Below are 19,635 nucleotides of genomic sequence, written 5' to 3' on the forward strand. Positions count from 1 at the left end.
ATGGATAAAATACTACAACACAGCATTTGCTCAACTATCATAATTATGGTTTTGACTGCCTGTTCAACTACACAGCAGTCCAGTGAAAAGTTCGAACCTACCCGGATTGGAAAATCTTATTTATACGATGAAAATGGCAAACTAAAAGACGTTGACGGTGCCGTTGAAGCCGAGCGTGAAGAGCGCACTCAGGGGTTTAAGCGACTGCAAAGCATCGGCTCTGAAAAGCAAAATGTTGTTACCCGCAAAGCCATTGATTACTTTGAAAAAAACGAGGCAACGGTAACTTTTGCTGCGGATAGCATGCCGGTAGCCAGTTTTATTCATTATATTTTCGGTGAAATTCTAAAAGCTAATTATGTAATCGGCCCTGATGTGAAAAATGACAAACAGACATTGACTCTGAATGTTTCAGAAACTGTTACGAAAGCACAGGTGTACGATATGGTGGCTGAACTGCTATCCCGAAATCAGATTAGTATTGATTTCGAAAGCAATACATTTTTCTTTCAAAAAGCTGCACTAAGCAGAGCGAAAGCGGCGATTGGCATCGGCAATACATTGGAATCTATTCCACAAACTAATGGTCAAATTCTGCAAATTATTCCGTTGAAATACGGCATCAAATTGGCAGTTGAAAGAACCCTGGGCAAAATGATTGATGCCGAAATTACTGCGGATGTGGAGCAAAGTTCCTTATTTGTGTTGTCAGATCGACTGAATGTTGTCAGGGCGATAGAGCTTATCAATCTTTTAGATGTCCCCGCCAATAGAGGAAAGCACATCGGTTTACTTTCGCTGAAATACATCTCAACAGAAAACTATTTGTTGCAAATTGCCGATGTTTTGCGCAGTGAAGGTATCGTATTGGGAGTGGGCTATGAGCAATACAAAAATGTATTGTTGGTGCCTTTACCGCAAGTGGCAGCGATCGCCGTTTTTTCACCTGATGAAGCGTTGTTAAACCGGGTACGGTACTGGAGTAATATTCTGGACCAACCTTCTAAAGGCGAGAATGTTCAGTATTTTGTTTATACACCCAGATATGCCCGGGCTGCGGATATCGGTGAAAGTGTCGGCCAATTACTCACATTGGGTGGACCTTCGTTGCGAAAAAACAGGACGAATAGTGGCGCTAATGCTCAGCAATTGGAAGCTGAGACACAGCAAGGCGAAGCTCAAAAAACAACCTTTAGTAGTTCTAATGTATCCTTTGTGGTGGACGAACGCAGTAATTCGCTCATTTTTAGCACCACAGGTAGCACATACAATAACTTACTACCCTTACTGAACAAGCTGGATATATTGCCCAAACAAATCATTCTGGAAGTAATGATTGCTGAAGTTACCTTGTCTGATGAGTTTCGTTACGGTGTAGAGTGGGCGTTGAGAAACAACTCTGAAGTATCAGGCTCTGGTACATTTGGTTCTTTTACTCAGGCAATTGGTAGTACCAATTTTACCTGGCTGGGAGACAGTACCAGTCAGGTAACAGCGTCATTTTTTAGAGAAAATAGCTTTGTTAATGTGATATCGAATCCGTCATTGTTGGTCAGAGACGGGGTCTCGGCTGCTATTAATGTGGGGACTCAAATTCCTGTTCAGGCGGGGACTGTAGTGGATGATGGTGTGACTTCTACAAATGTTCAGTATAGAGATACCGGTGTCGATGTCTCTGTTACGCCCACGGTGAACGCACAAGGAGTAGTGATAATGAACATTAATCTAAATATCAGTAATACCGTGGCAGCCACCGCCGATAGTAGTACGCCATCTATTTTTCAGAGGACGCTGTCTACAGAAGCTGTGGTAACCAGCGGTCAGACTGTCATTCTCGGAGGGCTGATCAGTGAAAATGCATCTGACAGTGACACTAAGGTACCGTTTTTATCTGAGCTGCCTTTGGTGGGCGAGGCATTCAAAGGCAAAAGTAAGACTTCTACGAAAACTGAGCTGGTAATGTTGGTCACACCGAAAGTGCTGGAGTCAAATGAAGAGTGGCAAAAATTGCTTTCTGATTTTCAAAACCAGGTACAGAATGTACAATTTGTGCAATGAACGAAAGTTGTTAAATAATTGTGCTGTAAAACACTGATTTATTGCATTTTGTTGTTGACATAGCCTTACTCATACATAAGAATTGTCAGAGGAAGCGACTTGGCATGATGCCTTCAGTCGCGATCCTTAAACCCTAGGTAAAATTAAGGAACTGGAACCGGAGCAAGCACACTTATAAAATGCTAATGCTCCCAATTTCATGAAATTGGAGAATTGATAAATGAATTCTATTCTTAGAAAAACACTAATTGCTGCTGCTGTTGCTGGAACTTTCGGTGCAAACGCTGCAACTATTACTTCTGTTGATAACGGCGCTGCTGCTGGTATCCAACAGGTGATTTCTTCTCAAGGCCTTGTGGCTAATGCAGGTGAAATCGTAGTAGGTAATACACCTAACTCTGCTGACAGCAACGAATTGCGCGTTGGATGGACTCCATCTGTAGCTTACAACGATAACGACGTATTGGTTTTCACCTTCTCTGGTGCAACTATTGACACAACTGCAACTACAGTTTCTACAGTTGGTCTTGAAAATGCTGCTGGTGCTACACGTGTTGGTGCAGGTCTGACCAGTGTTATTGATGTTACTAGCACGTCTGTTACTATCAGTGTTGATGCGGATAACGTATTGGCAGGTAGCACTGCTTACTACCTGACTGGTATTACTTTAGACGTTACTGATACAGCTGCTGGTTCAATCTCAGTTGCTTCTTCAGCTCAGCGTGGTAATGCAAACTTTGATACTGGTGCTGCTACTACTATCGCATCTGTTGCCAGCCAGTGGACACTGGGTGCAACAGGTGATACCGACCTGAACGGTGTAATTGACGTAACTAATTCTCGTTACTCTTTCTCCGCTAACAGCGATGGCGATGCCACGTTAGACGAGTTCGACATTACTGTAACTACTGGTACTCACCTGATGACTACTACTGCTACAGCGGTAACTTCAGTTGTGACTACTTCTGGTAGCTTCGACTGGACTCTGGATTCAGACGGTGACTTCGATACTGCTACTGTAGACAACACAGTTGCTGCTGGTTCTGCTACTGCTACTGAGTCATTGAATGATGACATGGACGAGTTGACACTGACTCTGTCTGGTGATGCTGATAACGGTATCTCCACATGGCAGTTCGACGTACCTGGTGACGTTGCTCTTACTGAGAGCATTTACAATGCAGAAACTACTGTTTCTTATTCTTTTGACGTAGACGGTGCTGGCGCTGAGCCTGCAACTCCAGGTACATTGAACCTGGGTTCCAGCTCAATCGGTGCGTGGACACTGGGCGGTACTTCTGCATTTATCGAGTTCATGCCTTACGGTTCTGGTCTGACTCAGTTCATCTATGTTGCTAACACTTCATCTGTTGATGCAGGTATCGAATTGTCTGCAATTTCAGATAGCGGTGAAACTGCTAACTGTGGCGAGCTAAGCGTTTCAGCAGCTGGCAATGCAGTAACCAGTATTGGTGGTGCAGTGCTTACAGCGCTTGAGTCTTGTGGTCTGGGTAATAGCGGTGACCGTCTGGCTCTGACTCTGACTATCAACGCGGATTCAGCAGCGATTGACGTAACTGCCGGTTACAACTCTCGTGGTGACCGTGTCCTGATCGACTAATAGTTATTTACTATTTAGTTTAAAAGCGGGCCTATGGCCCGCTTTTTTGTAGTTTGAAATTTCAACATCTGATGAATCCGATACCATCACACCTTCGCATACTGTTTTTTGTTAATAACTCCCGGCTATAAAAATATGAAAACGAACAGAGCTTATTATTTGTTTTTTGCGCTAATAGTCATACTTGTTGGACTGGCTTACTTTCCCTCGTTGAGCGTGCCATTTTACCTCGACGATTATGATTCAATTGCAAATAACCCGGTTATTCAGTCCCTTGACTTCAATGAGATCAGTAAATGGTACTCAATGCGTGAAGTGGGTTACCTGACTCTGGCCCTGGATTATCAACTCTACGGTACTGAGGTGCCTGGTTACCATTTAAGTAACATCGTTATCCATTTACTTGTGGTTTGTGCCGTGCTTTTTTTTACAAGAACAATTTGTGCAGCATTGAAATTATCTGAAAAACAAACCGTTTATTTATCCTTGGTCGCAGCGATAATTTTTGCCATCTTACCTTTGAATTCGCAATCTGTAGTGTATGTAATACAGCGACTAGCGATGTTGACCGCGCTATTTTATATTCTGGGGTTAGGCTGTTATATCAAGTTCAGAATTTCAGACTCTAACAAGGTGTTATGGCTTTTGACCACCGTTGTATTGTTTGTTTTAGGTTTGCATACAAAACAAAACATTGCCACGTTTCCAATTGCCATACTACTGATCGAAATACTATTGCTTAAAGAACTTGATCCACGACGGATCACTGGATTGTTATTAGCCGGTTTGGTGGGTTTATTCTTGTTGCATTTGGTGGATTTTGTTAACGGTGGGAAGTATGTCAGTTTACTTGATAGCGCATCCCGGGAAACAGACTTTTATACCCGATGGGAATACCTGACCCATCAATTTTTTGCTATCTGGATGTATATCAGTAAATTTTTCTATCCATTTCCATTGCGCCTTGAATACGGTTGGGAAAATTTAACCTGGTCATCTTCGTTGGTTTGGCTAGGGTTTGGTCTCACCATAGCCGCGCTTAGCATTGCGTATAAGTTGCGCGCAAAACATCCGGTTATCGCTTTCTCAATTCTATTGTATTTTGTGTTGCATTTAGTGGAATCAAGCTTAATCCCCATCAGAGACCTTTCTTTTGAACATCGCGCTTACCTGCCAAATGTGGCACTGACCTTACTGGTGGCCTATTTGTGGTCGATACTGTTCAGCCGGTTCAAAGCGCTTGTTTTGCTGGCTACTTGTGGTGTTGTGTTATTTTTTACCTACGTTACTCATGACAGAGTCACCTTGTGGGGTGATCCAATTGAGTTTTACCGACATGAACTACGTCAGGAAGGTGAAAATACCCGGATGTACAGCGGCCTTGCTGTTAAATTTCTAAAAAAAGGAGACAGAGTCAATGCCACCAAGTGGTTTAAAATCACCTTCCAGGTGGCTGAAAAGCTAGGTCGAATTCAGACTGGAACTGTTGTTGCCTACATCGATTTATTAAATTCCCAGGGCAAAGAAGGCGAAGCTAAATATTATGGCATTAAGGCGTTGGAGCTTGCCAGTCGCAATCAGGATAAAGCAGATCTACTCGCTGTTATGGCTAAACTAGATGTTGCTCAGGGGCAATGTCGTGACGCGATGGGAATGATTAATCGTGCGTTGCGCTACCACCCTGAAAACATCAATGCCAATTTACTGAAAAAGCAATGTGAACAACAATTGCAGGTAGATTAATGAAAGTTCTGCACATCGGAAAGTACTTTCCCCCCAGGTATGGGGGCATTGAGACCTTCATGTCGCAACTTATGGAAGAGCAAGTTAATCAGGGACTGGAAGTCTCTGCTCTGGTACATGCGGACAGTTTGCAATCTAAATCAGGCGAGTACACATGGAAGGGTTGTAAGGTAATAGAAGCAAAGAGTTATGGGCAATTCATATTTGCACCGGTTTCGCCTATTTACCCAATCAGATTGATCAAAGCGATAAAAAATGTAAAACCTGATATTTTACATATTCACATGCCAAATTTATCGGCATTCTGGTTATTGCTAGTCAATAAATTGTCTCTAAAGAACTCGAAGCTGATAGTTCATTGGCACTCTGATGTTTTGGGAGCAGAGCCTAATTTCTGGGTAAGGATGCTCTATCCAGTTTACCGTGTTTTTGAAAAAGCTATGCTAAATACTGTGGATACTGTTGTGGTAACGTCACCACCCTACCTGGATACAAGTGAACCATTGCTGTTATTTAGAGAAAAGTGTCATGTTATCCCATTGGGTATTCAGTTAAACAATAGTGATATTCCCATTAAGCAAACTTTTAATTTCACTGAAAAGCTTAAGTTAGTAATGATAAGCCGCTTAAGTTATTACAAAGGGCATCAGGTTGTTTTCGAAGCGTTAAAAGTTCTTTCTGATAAAGGCGGAAAATTCGAATTACATATAGTTGGGGCCGGTGAATTAAAAGAATCTCTAAATAGCCAACTTAAAAAGTTATCACTGGAAGATTCTGTTCATTGGTACGGCGAAGTTTCCGTTGTCGAAAAAGAAACACTTTTATCAAACAGTGATATCTTGTTATTGCCCTCATTGGAAAGAACCGAAGCATTTGGAGTAGTGTTACTAGAGGCAGCCAAATTTAAGGTACCTGCTATCGTTAGTGATGTGATTGGGTCGGGGATGTCATGGGTAGTTGACAATGGGAAGACCGGTTTAGTTGTCCAATCTAATAATCCCATCGATTTGGCCAATACAATTCAGGAGGTAGATAAACATCGAGGTATGTTACAGAGTATGGGGGAGAACGCCTTTCAAAAGTTACGTAAAAATTTTAATATTCGTGTCGTAACAAAAGACATTATCAGTATCTATGATCATTGAAATGAGTATAGTTTAGGTAGCGGGTAATACATATATTGTTACGCTTAGTACAATACGTGGAAAAAAGTTAGTGTTGAGTAAAATTGCCGCGATTATTTTCTATTACTTGGAAGCACCTTAGATATTAGATACAATCCCTCCGCTATAATCCAGACAGGCCTCAAGAATACTTTTAACATGGACAGAAAATACAAAAGCGGTAATCAAATCTCAGAATCCAACCTGATTGACAACGACGAAATCGACGTCATTCAAATCATCGAAGATATTAAGAAAGGCTGGTTAAAAATCCTAATAGGCACAGTATTAGGCTGTGTTTTTGCTCTTTTGATAGCACTATCAATTACCAAAGAGTACAAAGTGGACGCGGTGTTCACTTTTCCCAATAAAGTTAATGTTGAATTGTATAACGCAAATTCCAATATCCCATTGTCAAAAAGTGAAATGTTTGCTGAGTTCTATACAGAACTCGGTTCTGCCATAAATTTGAGGGAATATCTTGAGACTAAGAACATGTTTGAATCGCTGTATCCTGACAGCAAACTGGAAACTTCAGTGTTACTTGACAGAACTTTACAACGAATTGATGTTAGCTTAATTGATACTGTTTCTTCCGACGATCAATATGTGAAACCACCAATCAAAGGCATTATTTCAATGACACATTCAAATGAAAAAGTTGTTGTTGAATTGCTTAACGACTTTCTTGATTTTACCAGTGATAGGGTTATTGAATCTCTAAAAAAACAATCAGAAGCTATTAGAAAATCAAAGATCAGTGAGTTATATAGGGAATTAGAAGTAAAACGTGAAAGCGTTAAAATGAATTATGAACGGAAAATAAAAATAAAGGAAGAAAATAACAAAAGTAAAATCGAATTACTTGAGCAGCAAGTCGAGTTAGAGATCTTAAAGATCAAACAAGATAGATTGAATAAAATAGCAAAAATTAATGAAGAAAACACAATAAAGTTGAATGAGTTGCACCAAGAATTTGATTTACTAATACAAAAAGCAAAAGACGACAGAACAGTAGCTATCGCAAGAAAAGAGCAGGAAGTAAAGCTTGAGCTGGATGTAGCACGACAAGAATACGATTTGTTGGTGAATAAAGCGTCGGAGCTAAGAAGCGCTCAAATACTCTTAGCCGAAGAGGCTTTAGTGATAGCAACAGAGCTTTCCATAGAATTACCTACTTCCATAAGCGAATTCAATGCTAGCAGAAGCTCTGACACTACAATTAACCTTTTTGATACTGGTGAATTACCGCTGTATCTGATGGGGGAGAAATACTTAAAGGTGAAAATTAAAAACCTTAAAGAGCGTAGTAGCAACGAGATATATTTGGACGAGTTGCAGGAGTTGCACGATTTGAAAGTCAAGATTGACATATTGGAAGAAAATAAAGAGTTGGAGCACCTTAAAAGCATCAACAACGATGAAAATCTATTGCCAGAACTCAATGCACTTAACAAACAAATGTCTAAGATAAAAAACGATGAACGCCTTAAAGTACTTAAAAATAGTATTAATGACGAATTCTATTCAGATAAAATCAGTGATTTGAGGTCACAAATATCACAGCTTAAAGATGATAAAGAACTCGTCGCTTTAAAAGCGGTCACTGATTTTGACCTCTACATTGAAGATTACTCTGAACTGATGGTTAGCATCAAAAGCCTGGAGTCTAAAGGTGGAAATTTAGATGATGTTTGGCCTATTACTATAATCAAACATGCAATACCGACTAACAGGGTCATCAAGCCGAACAGACTAATGATTTTAGCTGTTGGTGCGCTACTATTCTTTTTCACGTCCATAATGTGGGTCGTATATTCTAACGCTTTAAAGAGACGCGGATCTTAGCAACGCATTTTAGACCAAAAATTATGAAAAAAATCTTACTAGTCTTTGGTACCAGACCAGAAGCAATAAAAATGGCCCCTCTGGTTAAAGAATTAAAAGAAGATATCCGGTTTGATGTCAAGGTGTGTGTTACTGCGCAACATAGAGAAATGTTAGATCAGGTGTTAGAACTATTTGAGATAACGCCTGACTATGATCTTGATATTATGCAAAAGGGGCAAACCCTTCCTGATCTTACGAGTCGCATATTACTTGGGGTTACGCCGATCATTCAGGAGTTCAAGCCTGAAATTATATTAGTACATGGTGATACCGCAACTACGTTTGTGGTTAGTTTAGCCGCGTATTATGAACAGACTAAAATTGGCCATGTTGAAGCAGGGTTGCGAACCGGAAACATCTATTCTCCCTGGCCAGAGGAGGCTAACAGAAAGTTAACAGGAGTGCTGACCAGGTACCATTTTGCACCTACAGAATCTGCCAGAGAAAACCTATTAAAAGAGAATTATTCTCCAGAGAATATTTTTATAACTGGGAATACGGTAATTGATGCATTGTTTTGGGTTAGAAGAAAACTAGAAAGGGATGGTGAGTTAAGAAATTCTCTGGCTTCTCAGTTCAAGTTTCTGGATGAGTCAAAGAAACTTTTGTTGGTAACAGGGCATAGAAGAGAGAGCTTTGGTGGAGGATTTGAGAGAATCTGTAAAGCCTTGAAAACTCTCGCTGAAATGCATGATGACCTACAGATTTGCTATCCGGTACATTTAAACCCCAACGTGAGAAAAACCGTAAACTCTCATTTGTCTTCGTGTAAAAATGTATTTTTAATAGAGCCACAATCTTATTTACCCTTTGTGTATTTAATGAATCGCTCCTACATAATTTTAACCGATTCTGGTGGTATACAAGAAGAAGCTCCGGGTATTGGAAAACCGGTTTTAGTGATGAGAGATACAACTGAGCGACCTGAAGCTGTTGAAGCTGGTACTGTAAAATTGGTTGGCACCAATGAAGAGTTAATTGTTGAAGAAGCATCAAGATTGCTTCTGGACAAAGCCTGTTACAACGAGATGAGTTTTGCCCATAATCCTTACGGTGATGGCAATGCTTGTCAAAGAATAGCCAAAGCTCTAATTGAGGCGTCGTAATCAGTAACTTAAAGTACTGAACAAGAGAAAAAACTAAGGGTTTAAAATGTCATTTAGAACGATTTCAGTGATTGGACTCGGTTATATTGGTCTCCCCACGGCGGCTATGTTTGCATCAAAAAACATTCAAGTCATCGGTGTAGATGTTAATCAGATCGCGATAGACACAATAAATCGGGGGGATATTCATATAGTTGAGCCTGAACTTAAACAACTAGTTAGCTCAGCAGTAACGGAAGGCTATTTGAAAGCAACTAACATTCCAGAAGTCGCGGATGCATTTTTGATTGCTGTTCCAACCCCCTTTAAAAGTGGTAGTCATGCTACTCCTGAGCCTGACTTAAGTTATATTAAATCGTGTGCAAAGTCGCTTTCACTAGTTTTGAAAACTGGGGATCTGGTCATATTAGAATCCACTTCACCTGTGGGAACAACGGAACAGTTAGCCCAATGGCTTTCTGAGTTGAGGCCAGATCTTAGGTTTCCTGGTGCCAAGGGTAACGATACAGTAGATGTCAATGTCGCATATTGTCCTGAAAGGGTGTTACCGGGGCATGTTGTAAGAGAACTGGTAGAAAACGATAGAATTATTGGAGGATTGACTCCCGAATGTTCTGAAAGAGCGATATCCCTCTACAAATTATTTGTAGAAGGAGAATGTATAGCTACAACTGCAAGGACTGCGGAAATGGCAAAATTAACAGAAAACTCTTGCCGTGATGTTCAAATTGCATTTGCCAATGAATTGTCGATGATTTGTGATGAATTAGCGATTGACGTGTGGGAGTTGATATCCCTGGCAAATCGGCACCCCCGAATTAATATCTTGCAACCGGGCCCCGGTGTTGGGGGCCACTGTATTGCTGTTGACCCTTGGTTTATTGTTTCTAAAACACCTGAATTGGCAAAGCTTATACATTTAGCCAGAAATGTTAATGACAGCAAGCCTGGATGGGTAATTGAAAAGCTAAAAATTGCCATTGCAGATTGCTTAGAGGCGGAGCCAGGCAAAAGAGCCAAAGATGTTAATATTGCATGTTTGGGCTTATCGTTTAAGGCGAATATCGATGATTTGAGGGAAAGCCCAGCATTAAATATTGCTGCGCAGATCAGCGACTTTCATCGAGGAAAAGTTTTTGCTGTCGAACCAAATATATCAGTTTTACCTGATTATATTAGAGATAAAATGTTACTCACACCGTTGGCTGAAGCTGTTTCAGAAGCAGATATCATTTTGGTCTTGGTTGATCACGATGAGTTTAAGAACATATCTATTGAGGCGGATAAATTGATTATCGACACCAAAGGTATATTGAAGCGTAAGTAAACTAATTCCGGAAAAAAACAATGTTATCAACTTTAAGCCTATTAGGAAGAGACACGCCATTATTTGAAAGCGATATCACGCAACACGAAGAAGAAATTTCTTCAATTGTGTCAGGTTCTTCATTTTTGGTCCTGGGGGGAGCGGGTTCAATTGGACAGGCAGTAACAAAAGAAATTTTCAAAAGAAACCCGGGAAAATTGCATGTTGTTGATATTAGTGAGAATAACTTAGTTGAACTGGTGAGAGACCTTAGAAGTTCTTTTGGATACATTAGTGGAGAGTTTCGAACTTTTGCATTAGATATTGGTTCATTGGAATATGATGCATTCATCAAATCAGATGGAAAATATGACTACGTATTAAACTTGTCAGCGCTAAAACATGTCAGAAGTGAAAAAGATCCTTATACGCTGATGCGCATGATTGACGTGAACATTTTTAATACTGATAAGACCTTACAGCAAGCGATTTTTCATAATGTTAAGAAGTACTTCTGCGTGTCAACTGATAAGGCTGCTAACCCAGTTAATATGATGGGTGCATCAAAGCGGATCATGGAACTGTTTTTAATGCGAAGGAGTGAGTCCATTTCTATTTCTACAGCCAGGTTTGCGAACGTGGCATTTTCTGATGGGTCCCTGTTACACGGATTTAATCAACGATTATTGAAACAGCAGCCTATAGTTGCTCCAAACGATGTTCGGCGATATTTCGTTACCCCTCAAGAATCCGGAGAGCTTTGTTTAATGTCTTGCTTATTTGGTGAAAGTAGAGATATTTATTTTCCAAAATTAAGTGAAGCTTTACACCTTATTTCTTTTTCACAAGTCGCGATTCAATATCTCGAACAAAGAGGTTATAAACCCCTTTTGTGCGAGTCTGAAGAAGAGGCTCGACGCGCCATTTATGATTGCAAAGGTAAAGCAATTTGGCCCTGCCTATTTACAGAGAGCGATACTACGGGAGAAAAAGATTTCGAGGAATTTTTTACTAGTAGTGAAACTCTGGATATGAATAGGTTTAACAATATCGGTATTATTAAGAACAATCCAGGTTACTCAAGGGATTTGCTGGTGGAATTTGAGCAGACAATATCAAGGCTACGTGAGAACAAAGCATGGGATAAGCAAGATATTGTTGATTTGTTCGTGAAAATGATTCCTGAGTTTGGTCATAAAGAAACAGGCAAATACCTGGATAGTAAAATGTAATCCTATGAATTTTGAAGCTAAATTAATTGATTTTGTACGTAGTCATTACGGAAGCAATGACTTTATTCCTCTTCATGCCCCAATTTTTAATGGCAAAGAGCGGGTTTATGTCAATGAAACTTTAGACAGCACATTCGTATCTAGTGTCGGTAAGTATGTTGATGAGTTTGAATCTAAAGTGAGTGCATTTACGGGGGCTGCCGCGGCTATAGCTACAGTAAATGGAACCGCAGCGCTCAATACAGCCATGTATCTTGCCGGAGTGGTACCCGGTGATTTCGTCATTACTCAAGCATTAACTTTTGTTGCGACCTGCAACGCACTCAAGCATATGGGCGCGGACCCAATATTTGTAGATGTCGATATAGACTCAATGGGGCTCAGTCCAGAAGCACTAGAAAATTACCTTGATGAGTTTGCTTATATTGATGACAGTGCAGTTTGCAGGCATAGAGCTTCTGGTAGGAGGATTAAGGCAGTTGTACCAATGCATACTTTTGGTCACCCCGTAAGGTTGGATGAGCTGGTAGATATTTGTAATAGATGGAATGTGATACTTATCGAGGATGCCGCTGAAAGCTTAGGTTCCTTCTACAAAGGTAAACATACCGGGACGATAAGTCAATTTGCTGCATTGAGTTTTAACGGCAATAAAATCATTACTACCGGTGGTGGTGGAATGGTATTGTGCACCAATTTAGACGATGGATTGCGGGCTAAGCATTTGACAACTACAGCTAAAGTGCCACACAAATGGGAGTTTTTCCATGATGAAGCGGGGTTCAACTTCCGACTTCCAAATTTAAATGCAGCTTTAGGCTGCGCGCAAATAGAACAACTACCTGATTATCTTCTTTCAAAGCGAAAGTTGGCGATGCAGTATAAGGAATTGTTTTGCCACTCGGAATATGAGTTTATCCTGGAACCAGCTTACGCGCGATCAAACTATTGGTTAAATGCTGTTATATGTGAAGATCAAAAGGCACGTAATAACCTACTTGAAACAACCAATAATGCAGGTGTTATGACAAGGCCAGTTTGGACGTTAATGCATAGACTTCCAATGTATCAAGCTGCGGAAAGAGGGAAACTGAGCAACTCTGAATGGCTGGAAGCCCGTGTCGTCAATATCCCAAGCTCACCGCTACCCAACACTATAAAATAACTATGAAAAAAATCGCTGTATTTACCGGTACAAGAGCTGAGTACGGGCTATTTTATTGGTTACTTAAAGATATAGAACAAGATCCTGATTTGGAATTGCAACTCATAGTCTCAGGCTCCCACCTGTCTCAGCAATTCGGATATACAAAAAAACAAATATTAGCTGACGGATTCTATATTAACGCAGAAGTTGAAATGTTAATTTCATCAGATACTTCAGTTGGAACAGTAAAATCGATTGGGGTGGGTTTAATTGGTTACGCAGATGCATTAAAACGTTTGGCGCCTGATTTTTTACTTATTTTAGGGGACCGTTATGAGGCCTTGGCAATAGCTCAGTGTGCTATGTTGATGAAAGTCCCGATCGTTCACTTACATGGTGGAGAAAAAACAGAAGGTGCATATGATGATGCAATCAGGCACGCAATTACCAAGTTAAGTCACTATCACTTTACTGCAACTGAAGAATATAGAAAGCGAGTATTACAATTAGGCGAGGAGCCATCACGGGTATTTAATGTCGGGGCAATAGGATTAGATCATTTAAAAAGGAGCCAATTACTTAGTTTATCAGAACTGGGCGAATCGTTAGGGTTTCAATTGACCAAACCATACTTTGTGGTTACCTATCATCCGGTAACACTGGCTAATGAAACAGCAAAACAAGCAGTGCAAGAACTCCTTAATGCTTTGGAACGGTTTCCATTACATCAAGTTTTGCTTACTTATCCTAATGCGGACGATGGTGGTCAGGTAATAATTAATTTGTTAAGAGAGTTCGCTTCAGATAATACTGATAGAGTTTATCTTACTGAGTCATTGGGGCAGATACGTTATTTAAGTGCGGTCAAATACGCCGATGCTGTTATTGGTAATTCGTCAAGTGGCATTATTGAAGTTCCATCGTTTAATGTACCTACAATAAATATTGGGGCAAGACAGAAAGGGCGAATCGCTGCCCAAAGCGTAGTCAATTGTGAATCCGATGAATCTTCTATTTTCTCAGCAATTGAACTGGTGCAGAGTGAAGTGTTTCGGGCGAATAAGGCGCGTTATCAGAATCCATATGGAACCGGAGATGTGTCGCAAAAAATATTACAAACACTCAAAAAGATAAATCCTGAACTCATAAAACAATTTAACGATATTACCTGGGAAGAATAATGACTTTAATAATTGCAGAGGCAGGGGTCAACCACAATGGTGACGAAAAGTTAGCGTTTGATTTGATAGATGCCGCTGTTGATGCAGGAGCAGATATTGTTAAGTTTCAGACTTTTAAATCTAAGAAACTGGTGTCAGGAAATGCTAAGCAAGCCCGTTACCAGATAGAGAATACCGGAGTACAAGAGTCTCAATTATCTATGTTGAGTCGACTTGAACTTAGCTATAAAACACATAAAAAAATGCTGAGTTACTGCCAAAGCAAAGGAATCGAATTTCTGTCGACAGCGTTTGACTCTGAAAGCTTAGAGTTTTTAACGTTGGAATTAGGTATAAAACGTTTAAAAATTCCTTCTGGTGATATTACTAATTTGCCGCTTGTACTAGCACATGCCAGACTCGGAAGAGAATTTATCGTTTCTACAGGAATGGCTACTCTAACTGAGATTGAAGCAGTCTTGGCTACTATCGCTTTTGGAATTATTTCGTCAAAGAATGAAACCCCTGGAATAGAAGCTTTTTTTCAGGCGTACTTCTCCGATGAAGGTAAGCAAGCACTGAAAGAAAAAGTAACGATTCTGCACTGCACAACTGAATATCCAGCACCATTGTCTGATATCAATTTGAAAGCTATGGATACAATTGCGCAAGCTTTTAAGTTGCCTGTTGGTTATTCTGACCATAGCGAAGGGATTGTTGTTCCTATTGCTGCTGTAGCTCGGGGAGCGAAAATCGTGGAAAAACATTTCACGTTGGATAGGAATCTACCAGGACCAGACCATAAAGCATCACTTGAACCCGATGAGCTAAAGAGAATGGTCTCCGGGATTCGACAGGTAGAGCAAGTCTTGGGCGATGGGATAAAAGGGCCGAGACCTTCAGAAATTGGTAACAAAACTGTCGCCAGAAAAAGTTTGGTAGCAAGTCAAAATATTAAAAAAGGTGAAATATTGTCCCCTGAAAACGTGGATGTCAGACGGCCTGGAACAGGAATTAGCCCTGTAAATTATTGGGATATGATGGGCAGGCCAGCAGTTGCAGACTTTGTCGCTGGGGATTTAATCAGTGGCTAAAAAATTGGTGATGATTGGAGCGGGCGGTCATGCAAACGTAGTCTCTGATATTCTCGAAAGAGAGAACTTTACGATATCTGCTTATGCAGACCGTGTAAAAGTTGATTGTCATCACCGTTTTTTTATTTTACCGCAAATTACTGATGAAAAATTATTGTCGGAGTCTCCACTCGATTACATGTTGGTGAATGGTATTGGTATGCTTCCGGGTAAAAGCTTTAGAATTGAGATTTATAACCGTTTTAAACTGGCCGGCTTTCGGTTTAAGACGATTGTAGCTCCCGATTCCAACTGTTCTCAATATGTGGTTTTTGAACAGGGAGTACAAGTATTATGTGGAGCAATAGTTAATAGTGGCGTTGTGATAAATGAAAATACAATTGTTAATACCGGAGCTATTGTTGAACATGATTGTGTAATCGGAAGCCATTGTCACATTGCCCCAGGGGCGACACTAAGCGGAGCGGTAAAGATGGGGAATTGTGTGCATATAGGAACAAATGCCACGGTTATTCAGGGAATTAAAATAGGCGATAACTGTGTTATTGGGGCTGGTGCTGTAGTAACTAAAGATATCCCTTCCAATCATATAGTTTATCCCGCCAGAACTGAAATGAAAAATTTAAGGAACATAGAATGAGCCACTGTTGGAAAAACGTAATACTTGGCCCTGGTAGTTCAATAAGAGAGGCGTTAACGATTATAAACGAAGAAGCCTTGCGTGTAGCTATTGTTGCGGATGACAGTAAAAAACTCCTTGGCTTGGTTACGGATGGCGATATTCGAAGAGGGCTTTTACGTGATATTCCTTTATCATCTCCGGTGGAAATGATTATGAATAGCTCACCGCTTGTTGCCACTAATGACCGCTCCAGAAAGGAGCTTGTCGAGTTGATGGAAGAAAGAGATATATTAGCAATTCCAATTGTAGATAGTGGTATTGTGATTGGCCTTGAAACTCTGCATGATGCACTTTTAGTCCCCAAAAAGGACAATCCGATTTTTTTAATGGCCGGTGGCTTCGGGAAACGATTGAGGCCATTAACAGACAATTGCCCTAAACCAATGTTAAAGATCGGTGAACGTCCGATCCTTGAAACCGTATTAAATAGCTTTATAAAGCTAGGTTTTCACAATTTTTATATATCTACACATTATATGCCGGAGCTTATTCAACAGCATTTCGGTGATGGGAGTGATTGGGGGGTTAATATTACATATGTGCATGAGGACAGCCCACTTGGTACCGGTGGTGCTCTGGGATTGTTACCTGCAGATATACATGAGTCGCCAATAATAATGATGAATGGTGATGTCCTTACAAATGTGGATTTTGGAAAGCTTCTGGATTTTCATGAGAAGTCTGATGCTGATCTGACAGTTTGTGTCAGGGAGTATGAATATCAAGTTCCTTATGGTGTCATTAATAACAATGAAGAAGATATCGTAGCATTGGAAGAAAAGCCTATTTTTAGGTATTTTGTTAACGCCGGAATTTATGTCGTTTCCCAGGAGGTTGCCAAGTCAATTCGTAGAAATCAGGTCATTGATATGCCGGATATTATAGAGGAAAGGATTGCTAAAAAAGCTAGAGTGAAAATGTTTCCTGTGCATGAATATTGGCTGGATATTGGCAGACTCGATGACTTCAAGCGTGCCCAGAACGATATAAGATCGCTGAGGATTGGCGATTGAGTGAGTTTATAGGTGTAGTTGGGGTCGGCAACATTTCATTAAGGCATCGAAGAAACCTCAAGACCCTTTTCCCTTCTGAAAAAGTTATTTCGGTATCCTCAAGTGGTAGAAAGCTTACGGATATTCCTGAGTATGCCGATTGTATAGCAGAAAATTGCTCAGAATTACTGGCTAAAAAACCGCGCTTTGTTGTGGTAGCTTCGCCTGCGAGCCACCATTGTGAGCATAGTTTGCCTTTTCTTAAGGCGAAGATTCCCGTACTGATTGAGAAACCTGTAACCCTCACATCTCAGCAATTAAAAGAGGTTAAAGGAGCCATAAATGGTGAAGTACCTTTTTGCGCTGTTGCCTACTGTCTGAGGTACATGCCAGGTTTAATCAAATTAAAAGGTGTTGTTGATTCAGGTGTACTCGGTAACATATACAACGTTTTTGTTGAAGTAGGGCAGTTTCTTCCAGATTGGAGAAGTAATACTGATTATAGAAAATCAGTATCTGCTTCAAAAGCTCTGGGGGGGGGGGTACTATTTGAGTTAAGCCATGAACTGGATTATGTCCAATGGCTTTTTGGACGTTTGGATGTTGAGTATGCGAGGTCAAGAAACTCTAGTGAGTTGGACTTAGATGTAGAACAAATTGCCGATCTGGTATTGAAAAGCAAGCAAGGCACTCTGGTTTCTGTTCATTTAGATTTTTTACAAAAAAAACCAGTTAGAAAATGCACAATAGTAGCTGAGCATGGGCGACTGGAGTTTGACCTTGTGGCCAATCAACTGAATTTTGATACGGCAATCGGACGAGAAGAGCTTCTAAATCAACCATCTTGGGATAAAAACCAAATGTATCTTGATATGTTGAAAGATTTTCACGAAGCGATCTCTGGGCAGCGAGGCATATTGGCTTCGTTAGATGAAGCTGGTGACACAATACGGCTTATTGAGAGAATAAGGAGTGTATGTAATTGAGCGATAATCACCCGAATACCTATGCATTTATTTTTGCTCGAGGTGGTTCAAAAGGACTGCCGGGAAAAAATATAAAGCCGTTATTAGGTAAGCCATTGATTTGTTACTCTATCGAAGTGGCAAAGAAAGTTAATGATATACAGGATGTTTATGTTTCAACTGACAGCGACGAAATTGCCGCAGTGGCAGAAAGTGCCGGGGCTAAAATTATTCGTAGGCCTTTAAATTTAGCGCAAGATAGGAGTCCGGAGTGGGCTGCGTGGCAACATGCGATAAATTGGATGGTAGAACGAGGCATTACTGTAGATGAATTTATAAGTTTGCCTGCCACCAGTCCATTGCGAAGTAAGATGGACGTCGAAGCTGCGCTGACAAAGTTTAGGAATAGTCGCTCAGACATTTGTATTTCAGTTACGGAAGCATCACGTAGTCCGTATTTCAATATGGTCAAAATGAAAGACGAATCACTGGTAGAGAGAGTGATTACACCTGATGTTGATGTATCTCGGCGACAAGATGTACCAGATGTATTTGACGTAACTACAGTAGTTTATGTTGCTTCCCCTCAGTACATTTTGAAGGCAAGGCATTTATTTAGTGGTAGTGTCAGCAGTATTTTGGTTCCAAAAGAAAGGGCTGTTGATATCGATGATATTTATGATTTTAGGTTGGCCGAGTTGTTAATGGCGGAGAGGAACAATGACTAATCGCAATAAAGTACTCGTGGTTGGTGCAGGAGGGCTTCTGGGACGTCAACTGGTTGCTCAATTACTGAGGAAAGGTGAATCGGTTATTGCAATGGACGTAGCTTTAAATAAAATCAGTGAGCTGTCAAACATATGCAATGATAAAAGTAAATTACAACTCGTTGAGCTTGACCTTACCAATGAGGTAGCTGTTAAGAGTTTTTTTAGTGAACAGACCAATCTCAAAGGCGCTGTGAATTGTAGTTATCCGAGGAATAAGCAATACGGTGCTCATTTCTTTGATGTAACGTTGGCAAGTTTCAATGAGAATGTATCATTACATTTAGGGACAAGCTTTTTATTCGCTCAGCAATGCGCCTTGTTTTTTAAAAGAAACCAAACTGAATTTAGCCTTGTAAACATCGCTTCTATTTATGGCACCGTAGCGCCAAATTTTGATGTATACAACGGAACCAGTATGACAATGCCTGTGGAATATGCTGCAATTAAATCAGCAATTATTCATCTGAATAAATATATCGCGTCATATGTGTCCGATAGTCGCTTTAGAATAAATAGTGTCAGTCCCGGTGGAATCATCGATAAGCAACCTGAAGCATTTTTATCGCAGTACCAAAGTTGCACATTGGGGAAAGGGATGTTGGCTGCTGAGGACGTAATCGGTACGATTCTGTTTTTACTTTCTACTGAATCAAAATATATTAATGGCCAGAATATTTTGGTTGATGACGGATTTACATTGTAAAGA

Annotated in this window: 16 protein-coding genes; all 16 read left to right on the forward strand. The window is 40.4% G+C overall.

The annotated features are described in order from the left end of the window. The 16 genes from AC0J20_RS01240 (at window position 1) to AC0J20_RS01315 (ending at window position 19,632) form a co-directional block, all read left to right on the forward strand. On the forward strand, window positions 1-2,058 hold the full coding sequence (locus AC0J20_RS01240) for a secretin N-terminal domain-containing protein (protein WP_229529389.1): 2,058 nt from the start codon (window positions 1-3) through the stop codon (window positions 2,056-2,058). A 220-nt stretch (window positions 2,059-2,278) separates the two neighbouring features. Continuing rightward, window positions 2,279-3,679: a hypothetical protein gene (locus tag AC0J20_RS01245; RefSeq protein ID WP_229529388.1), complete on the forward strand. Its 1,401-nt coding sequence runs from the start codon at window positions 2,279-2,281 to the stop codon at window positions 3,677-3,679. Window positions 3,680-3,814: 135 nt separating this feature from the next. Beyond that, the gene (locus AC0J20_RS01250) at window positions 3,815-5,422 is read left to right on the forward strand and encodes a tetratricopeptide repeat protein (protein ID WP_473020300.1); all 1,608 of its coding nucleotides are present in this window, start codon (window positions 3,815-3,817) and stop codon (window positions 5,420-5,422) included. Beyond that, the gene (locus AC0J20_RS01255) at window positions 5,422-6,567 is read left to right on the forward strand and encodes a glycosyltransferase (RefSeq protein ID WP_473020301.1); all 1,146 of its coding nucleotides are present in this window, start codon (window positions 5,422-5,424) and stop codon (window positions 6,565-6,567) included. The genes AC0J20_RS01250 and AC0J20_RS01255 overlap by 1 nt, the downstream gene beginning before the upstream one ends. Window positions 6,568-6,744: 177 nt before the next feature. After that, on the forward strand, window positions 6,745-8,433 hold the full coding sequence (locus AC0J20_RS01260; RefSeq protein ID WP_473020302.1) for a Wzz/FepE/Etk N-terminal domain-containing protein: 1,689 nt from the start codon (window positions 6,745-6,747) through the stop codon (window positions 8,431-8,433). A 23-nt stretch (window positions 8,434-8,456) separates the two neighbouring features. Further along, window positions 8,457-9,581, forward strand: coding sequence for a non-hydrolyzing UDP-N-acetylglucosamine 2-epimerase (wecB, locus tag AC0J20_RS01265; protein ID WP_473020303.1), 1,125 nt, complete (start codon window positions 8,457-8,459; stop codon window positions 9,579-9,581). Window positions 9,582-9,627: 46 nt separating this feature from the next. Continuing rightward, window positions 9,628-10,908: a UDP-N-acetyl-D-mannosamine dehydrogenase gene (wecC, locus tag AC0J20_RS01270; RefSeq protein WP_473020304.1), complete on the forward strand. Its 1,281-nt coding sequence runs from the start codon at window positions 9,628-9,630 to the stop codon at window positions 10,906-10,908. A gap of 20 nt (window positions 10,909-10,928) precedes the next feature. Continuing rightward, a complete protein-coding gene (locus AC0J20_RS01275) occupies window positions 10,929-12,119 on the forward strand; it encodes a UDP-N-acetylglucosamine 4,6-dehydratase (RefSeq protein WP_473020305.1) in 1,191 nt (396 codons plus the stop codon). Between the two features lie 4 nt (window positions 12,120-12,123). Then, entirely contained in the window at window positions 12,124-13,284 is a 1,161-nt protein-coding gene (locus AC0J20_RS01280) for a LegC family aminotransferase (RefSeq protein WP_473020306.1), read from the forward strand. After that, complete coding sequence (gene neuC, locus AC0J20_RS01285) at window positions 13,224-14,447, forward strand: UDP-N-acetylglucosamine 2-epimerase (protein WP_473020307.1); 1,224 nt, start codon at window positions 13,224-13,226, stop codon at window positions 14,445-14,447. Before AC0J20_RS01280 ends, neuC begins: the two co-directional genes overlap by 61 nt. Beyond that, on the forward strand, window positions 14,447-15,520 hold the full coding sequence (gene neuB, locus AC0J20_RS01290; RefSeq protein ID WP_473020308.1) for an N-acetylneuraminate synthase: 1,074 nt from the start codon (window positions 14,447-14,449) through the stop codon (window positions 15,518-15,520). The genes neuC and neuB overlap by 1 nt, the downstream gene beginning before the upstream one ends. Next, window positions 15,513-16,160 carry an acetyltransferase gene (locus AC0J20_RS01295; protein ID WP_473020309.1) on the forward strand — a complete coding sequence of 216 codons (648 nt, stop codon included), beginning with the start codon at window positions 15,513-15,515 and terminating at the stop codon, window positions 16,158-16,160. Before neuB ends, AC0J20_RS01295 begins: the two co-directional genes overlap by 8 nt. Next, window positions 16,157-17,215, forward strand: coding sequence for a nucleotidyltransferase family protein (locus AC0J20_RS01300; RefSeq protein ID WP_473020310.1), 1,059 nt, complete (start codon window positions 16,157-16,159; stop codon window positions 17,213-17,215). Before AC0J20_RS01295 ends, AC0J20_RS01300 begins: the two co-directional genes overlap by 4 nt. Further along, entirely contained in the window at window positions 17,212-18,180 is a 969-nt protein-coding gene (locus tag AC0J20_RS01305) for a Gfo/Idh/MocA family protein (RefSeq protein ID WP_473020311.1), read from the forward strand. The genes AC0J20_RS01300 and AC0J20_RS01305 overlap by 4 nt, the downstream gene beginning before the upstream one ends. Then, window positions 18,177-18,887, forward strand: coding sequence for an acylneuraminate cytidylyltransferase family protein (locus AC0J20_RS01310; protein ID WP_473020312.1), 711 nt, complete (start codon window positions 18,177-18,179; stop codon window positions 18,885-18,887). Before AC0J20_RS01305 ends, AC0J20_RS01310 begins: the two co-directional genes overlap by 4 nt. After that, complete coding sequence (locus AC0J20_RS01315) at window positions 18,880-19,632, forward strand: oxidoreductase (protein ID WP_473020313.1); 753 nt, start codon at window positions 18,880-18,882, stop codon at window positions 19,630-19,632. Before AC0J20_RS01310 ends, AC0J20_RS01315 begins: the two co-directional genes overlap by 8 nt. Window positions 19,633-19,635 lie beyond the last annotated feature (3 nt).

The sequence above is a fragment of the Planctobacterium sp. R6 genome (assembly GCF_055755215.1).

Excerpts from the sequence above, each read along its gene's own strand:
- AC0J20_RS01240 (WP_229529389.1), top strand. The coding sequence starts at position 1 with ATGGATAAAATACTACAACACAGCATTTGCTCAACTATCATAATTATG.
- AC0J20_RS01245 (WP_229529388.1), top strand. The coding sequence starts at position 2,279 with ATGAATTCTATTCTTAGAAAAACACTAATTGCTGCTGCTGTTGCTGGA.
- AC0J20_RS01250 (WP_473020300.1), top strand. The coding sequence starts at position 3,815 with ATGAAAACGAACAGAGCTTATTATTTGTTTTTTGCGCTAATAGTCATA.
- AC0J20_RS01255 (WP_473020301.1), top strand. The coding sequence starts at position 5,422 with ATGAAAGTTCTGCACATCGGAAAGTACTTTCCCCCCAGGTATGGGGGC.
- AC0J20_RS01260 (WP_473020302.1), top strand. The coding sequence starts at position 6,745 with ATGGACAGAAAATACAAAAGCGGTAATCAAATCTCAGAATCCAACCTG.
- wecB (WP_473020303.1), top strand. The coding sequence starts at position 8,457 with ATGAAAAAAATCTTACTAGTCTTTGGTACCAGACCAGAAGCAATAAAA.
- wecC (WP_473020304.1), top strand. The coding sequence starts at position 9,628 with ATGTCATTTAGAACGATTTCAGTGATTGGACTCGGTTATATTGGTCTC.
- AC0J20_RS01275 (WP_473020305.1), top strand. The coding sequence starts at position 10,929 with ATGTTATCAACTTTAAGCCTATTAGGAAGAGACACGCCATTATTTGAA.
- AC0J20_RS01280 (WP_473020306.1), top strand. The coding sequence starts at position 12,124 with ATGAATTTTGAAGCTAAATTAATTGATTTTGTACGTAGTCATTACGGA.
- neuC (WP_473020307.1), top strand. The coding sequence starts at position 13,224 with ATGGCTGGAAGCCCGTGTCGTCAATATCCCAAGCTCACCGCTACCCAA.
- neuB (WP_473020308.1), top strand. The coding sequence starts at position 14,447 with ATGACTTTAATAATTGCAGAGGCAGGGGTCAACCACAATGGTGACGAA.
- AC0J20_RS01300 (WP_473020310.1), top strand. The coding sequence starts at position 16,157 with ATGAGCCACTGTTGGAAAAACGTAATACTTGGCCCTGGTAGTTCAATA.
- AC0J20_RS01315 (WP_473020313.1), top strand. The coding sequence starts at position 18,880 with ATGACTAATCGCAATAAAGTACTCGTGGTTGGTGCAGGAGGGCTTCTG.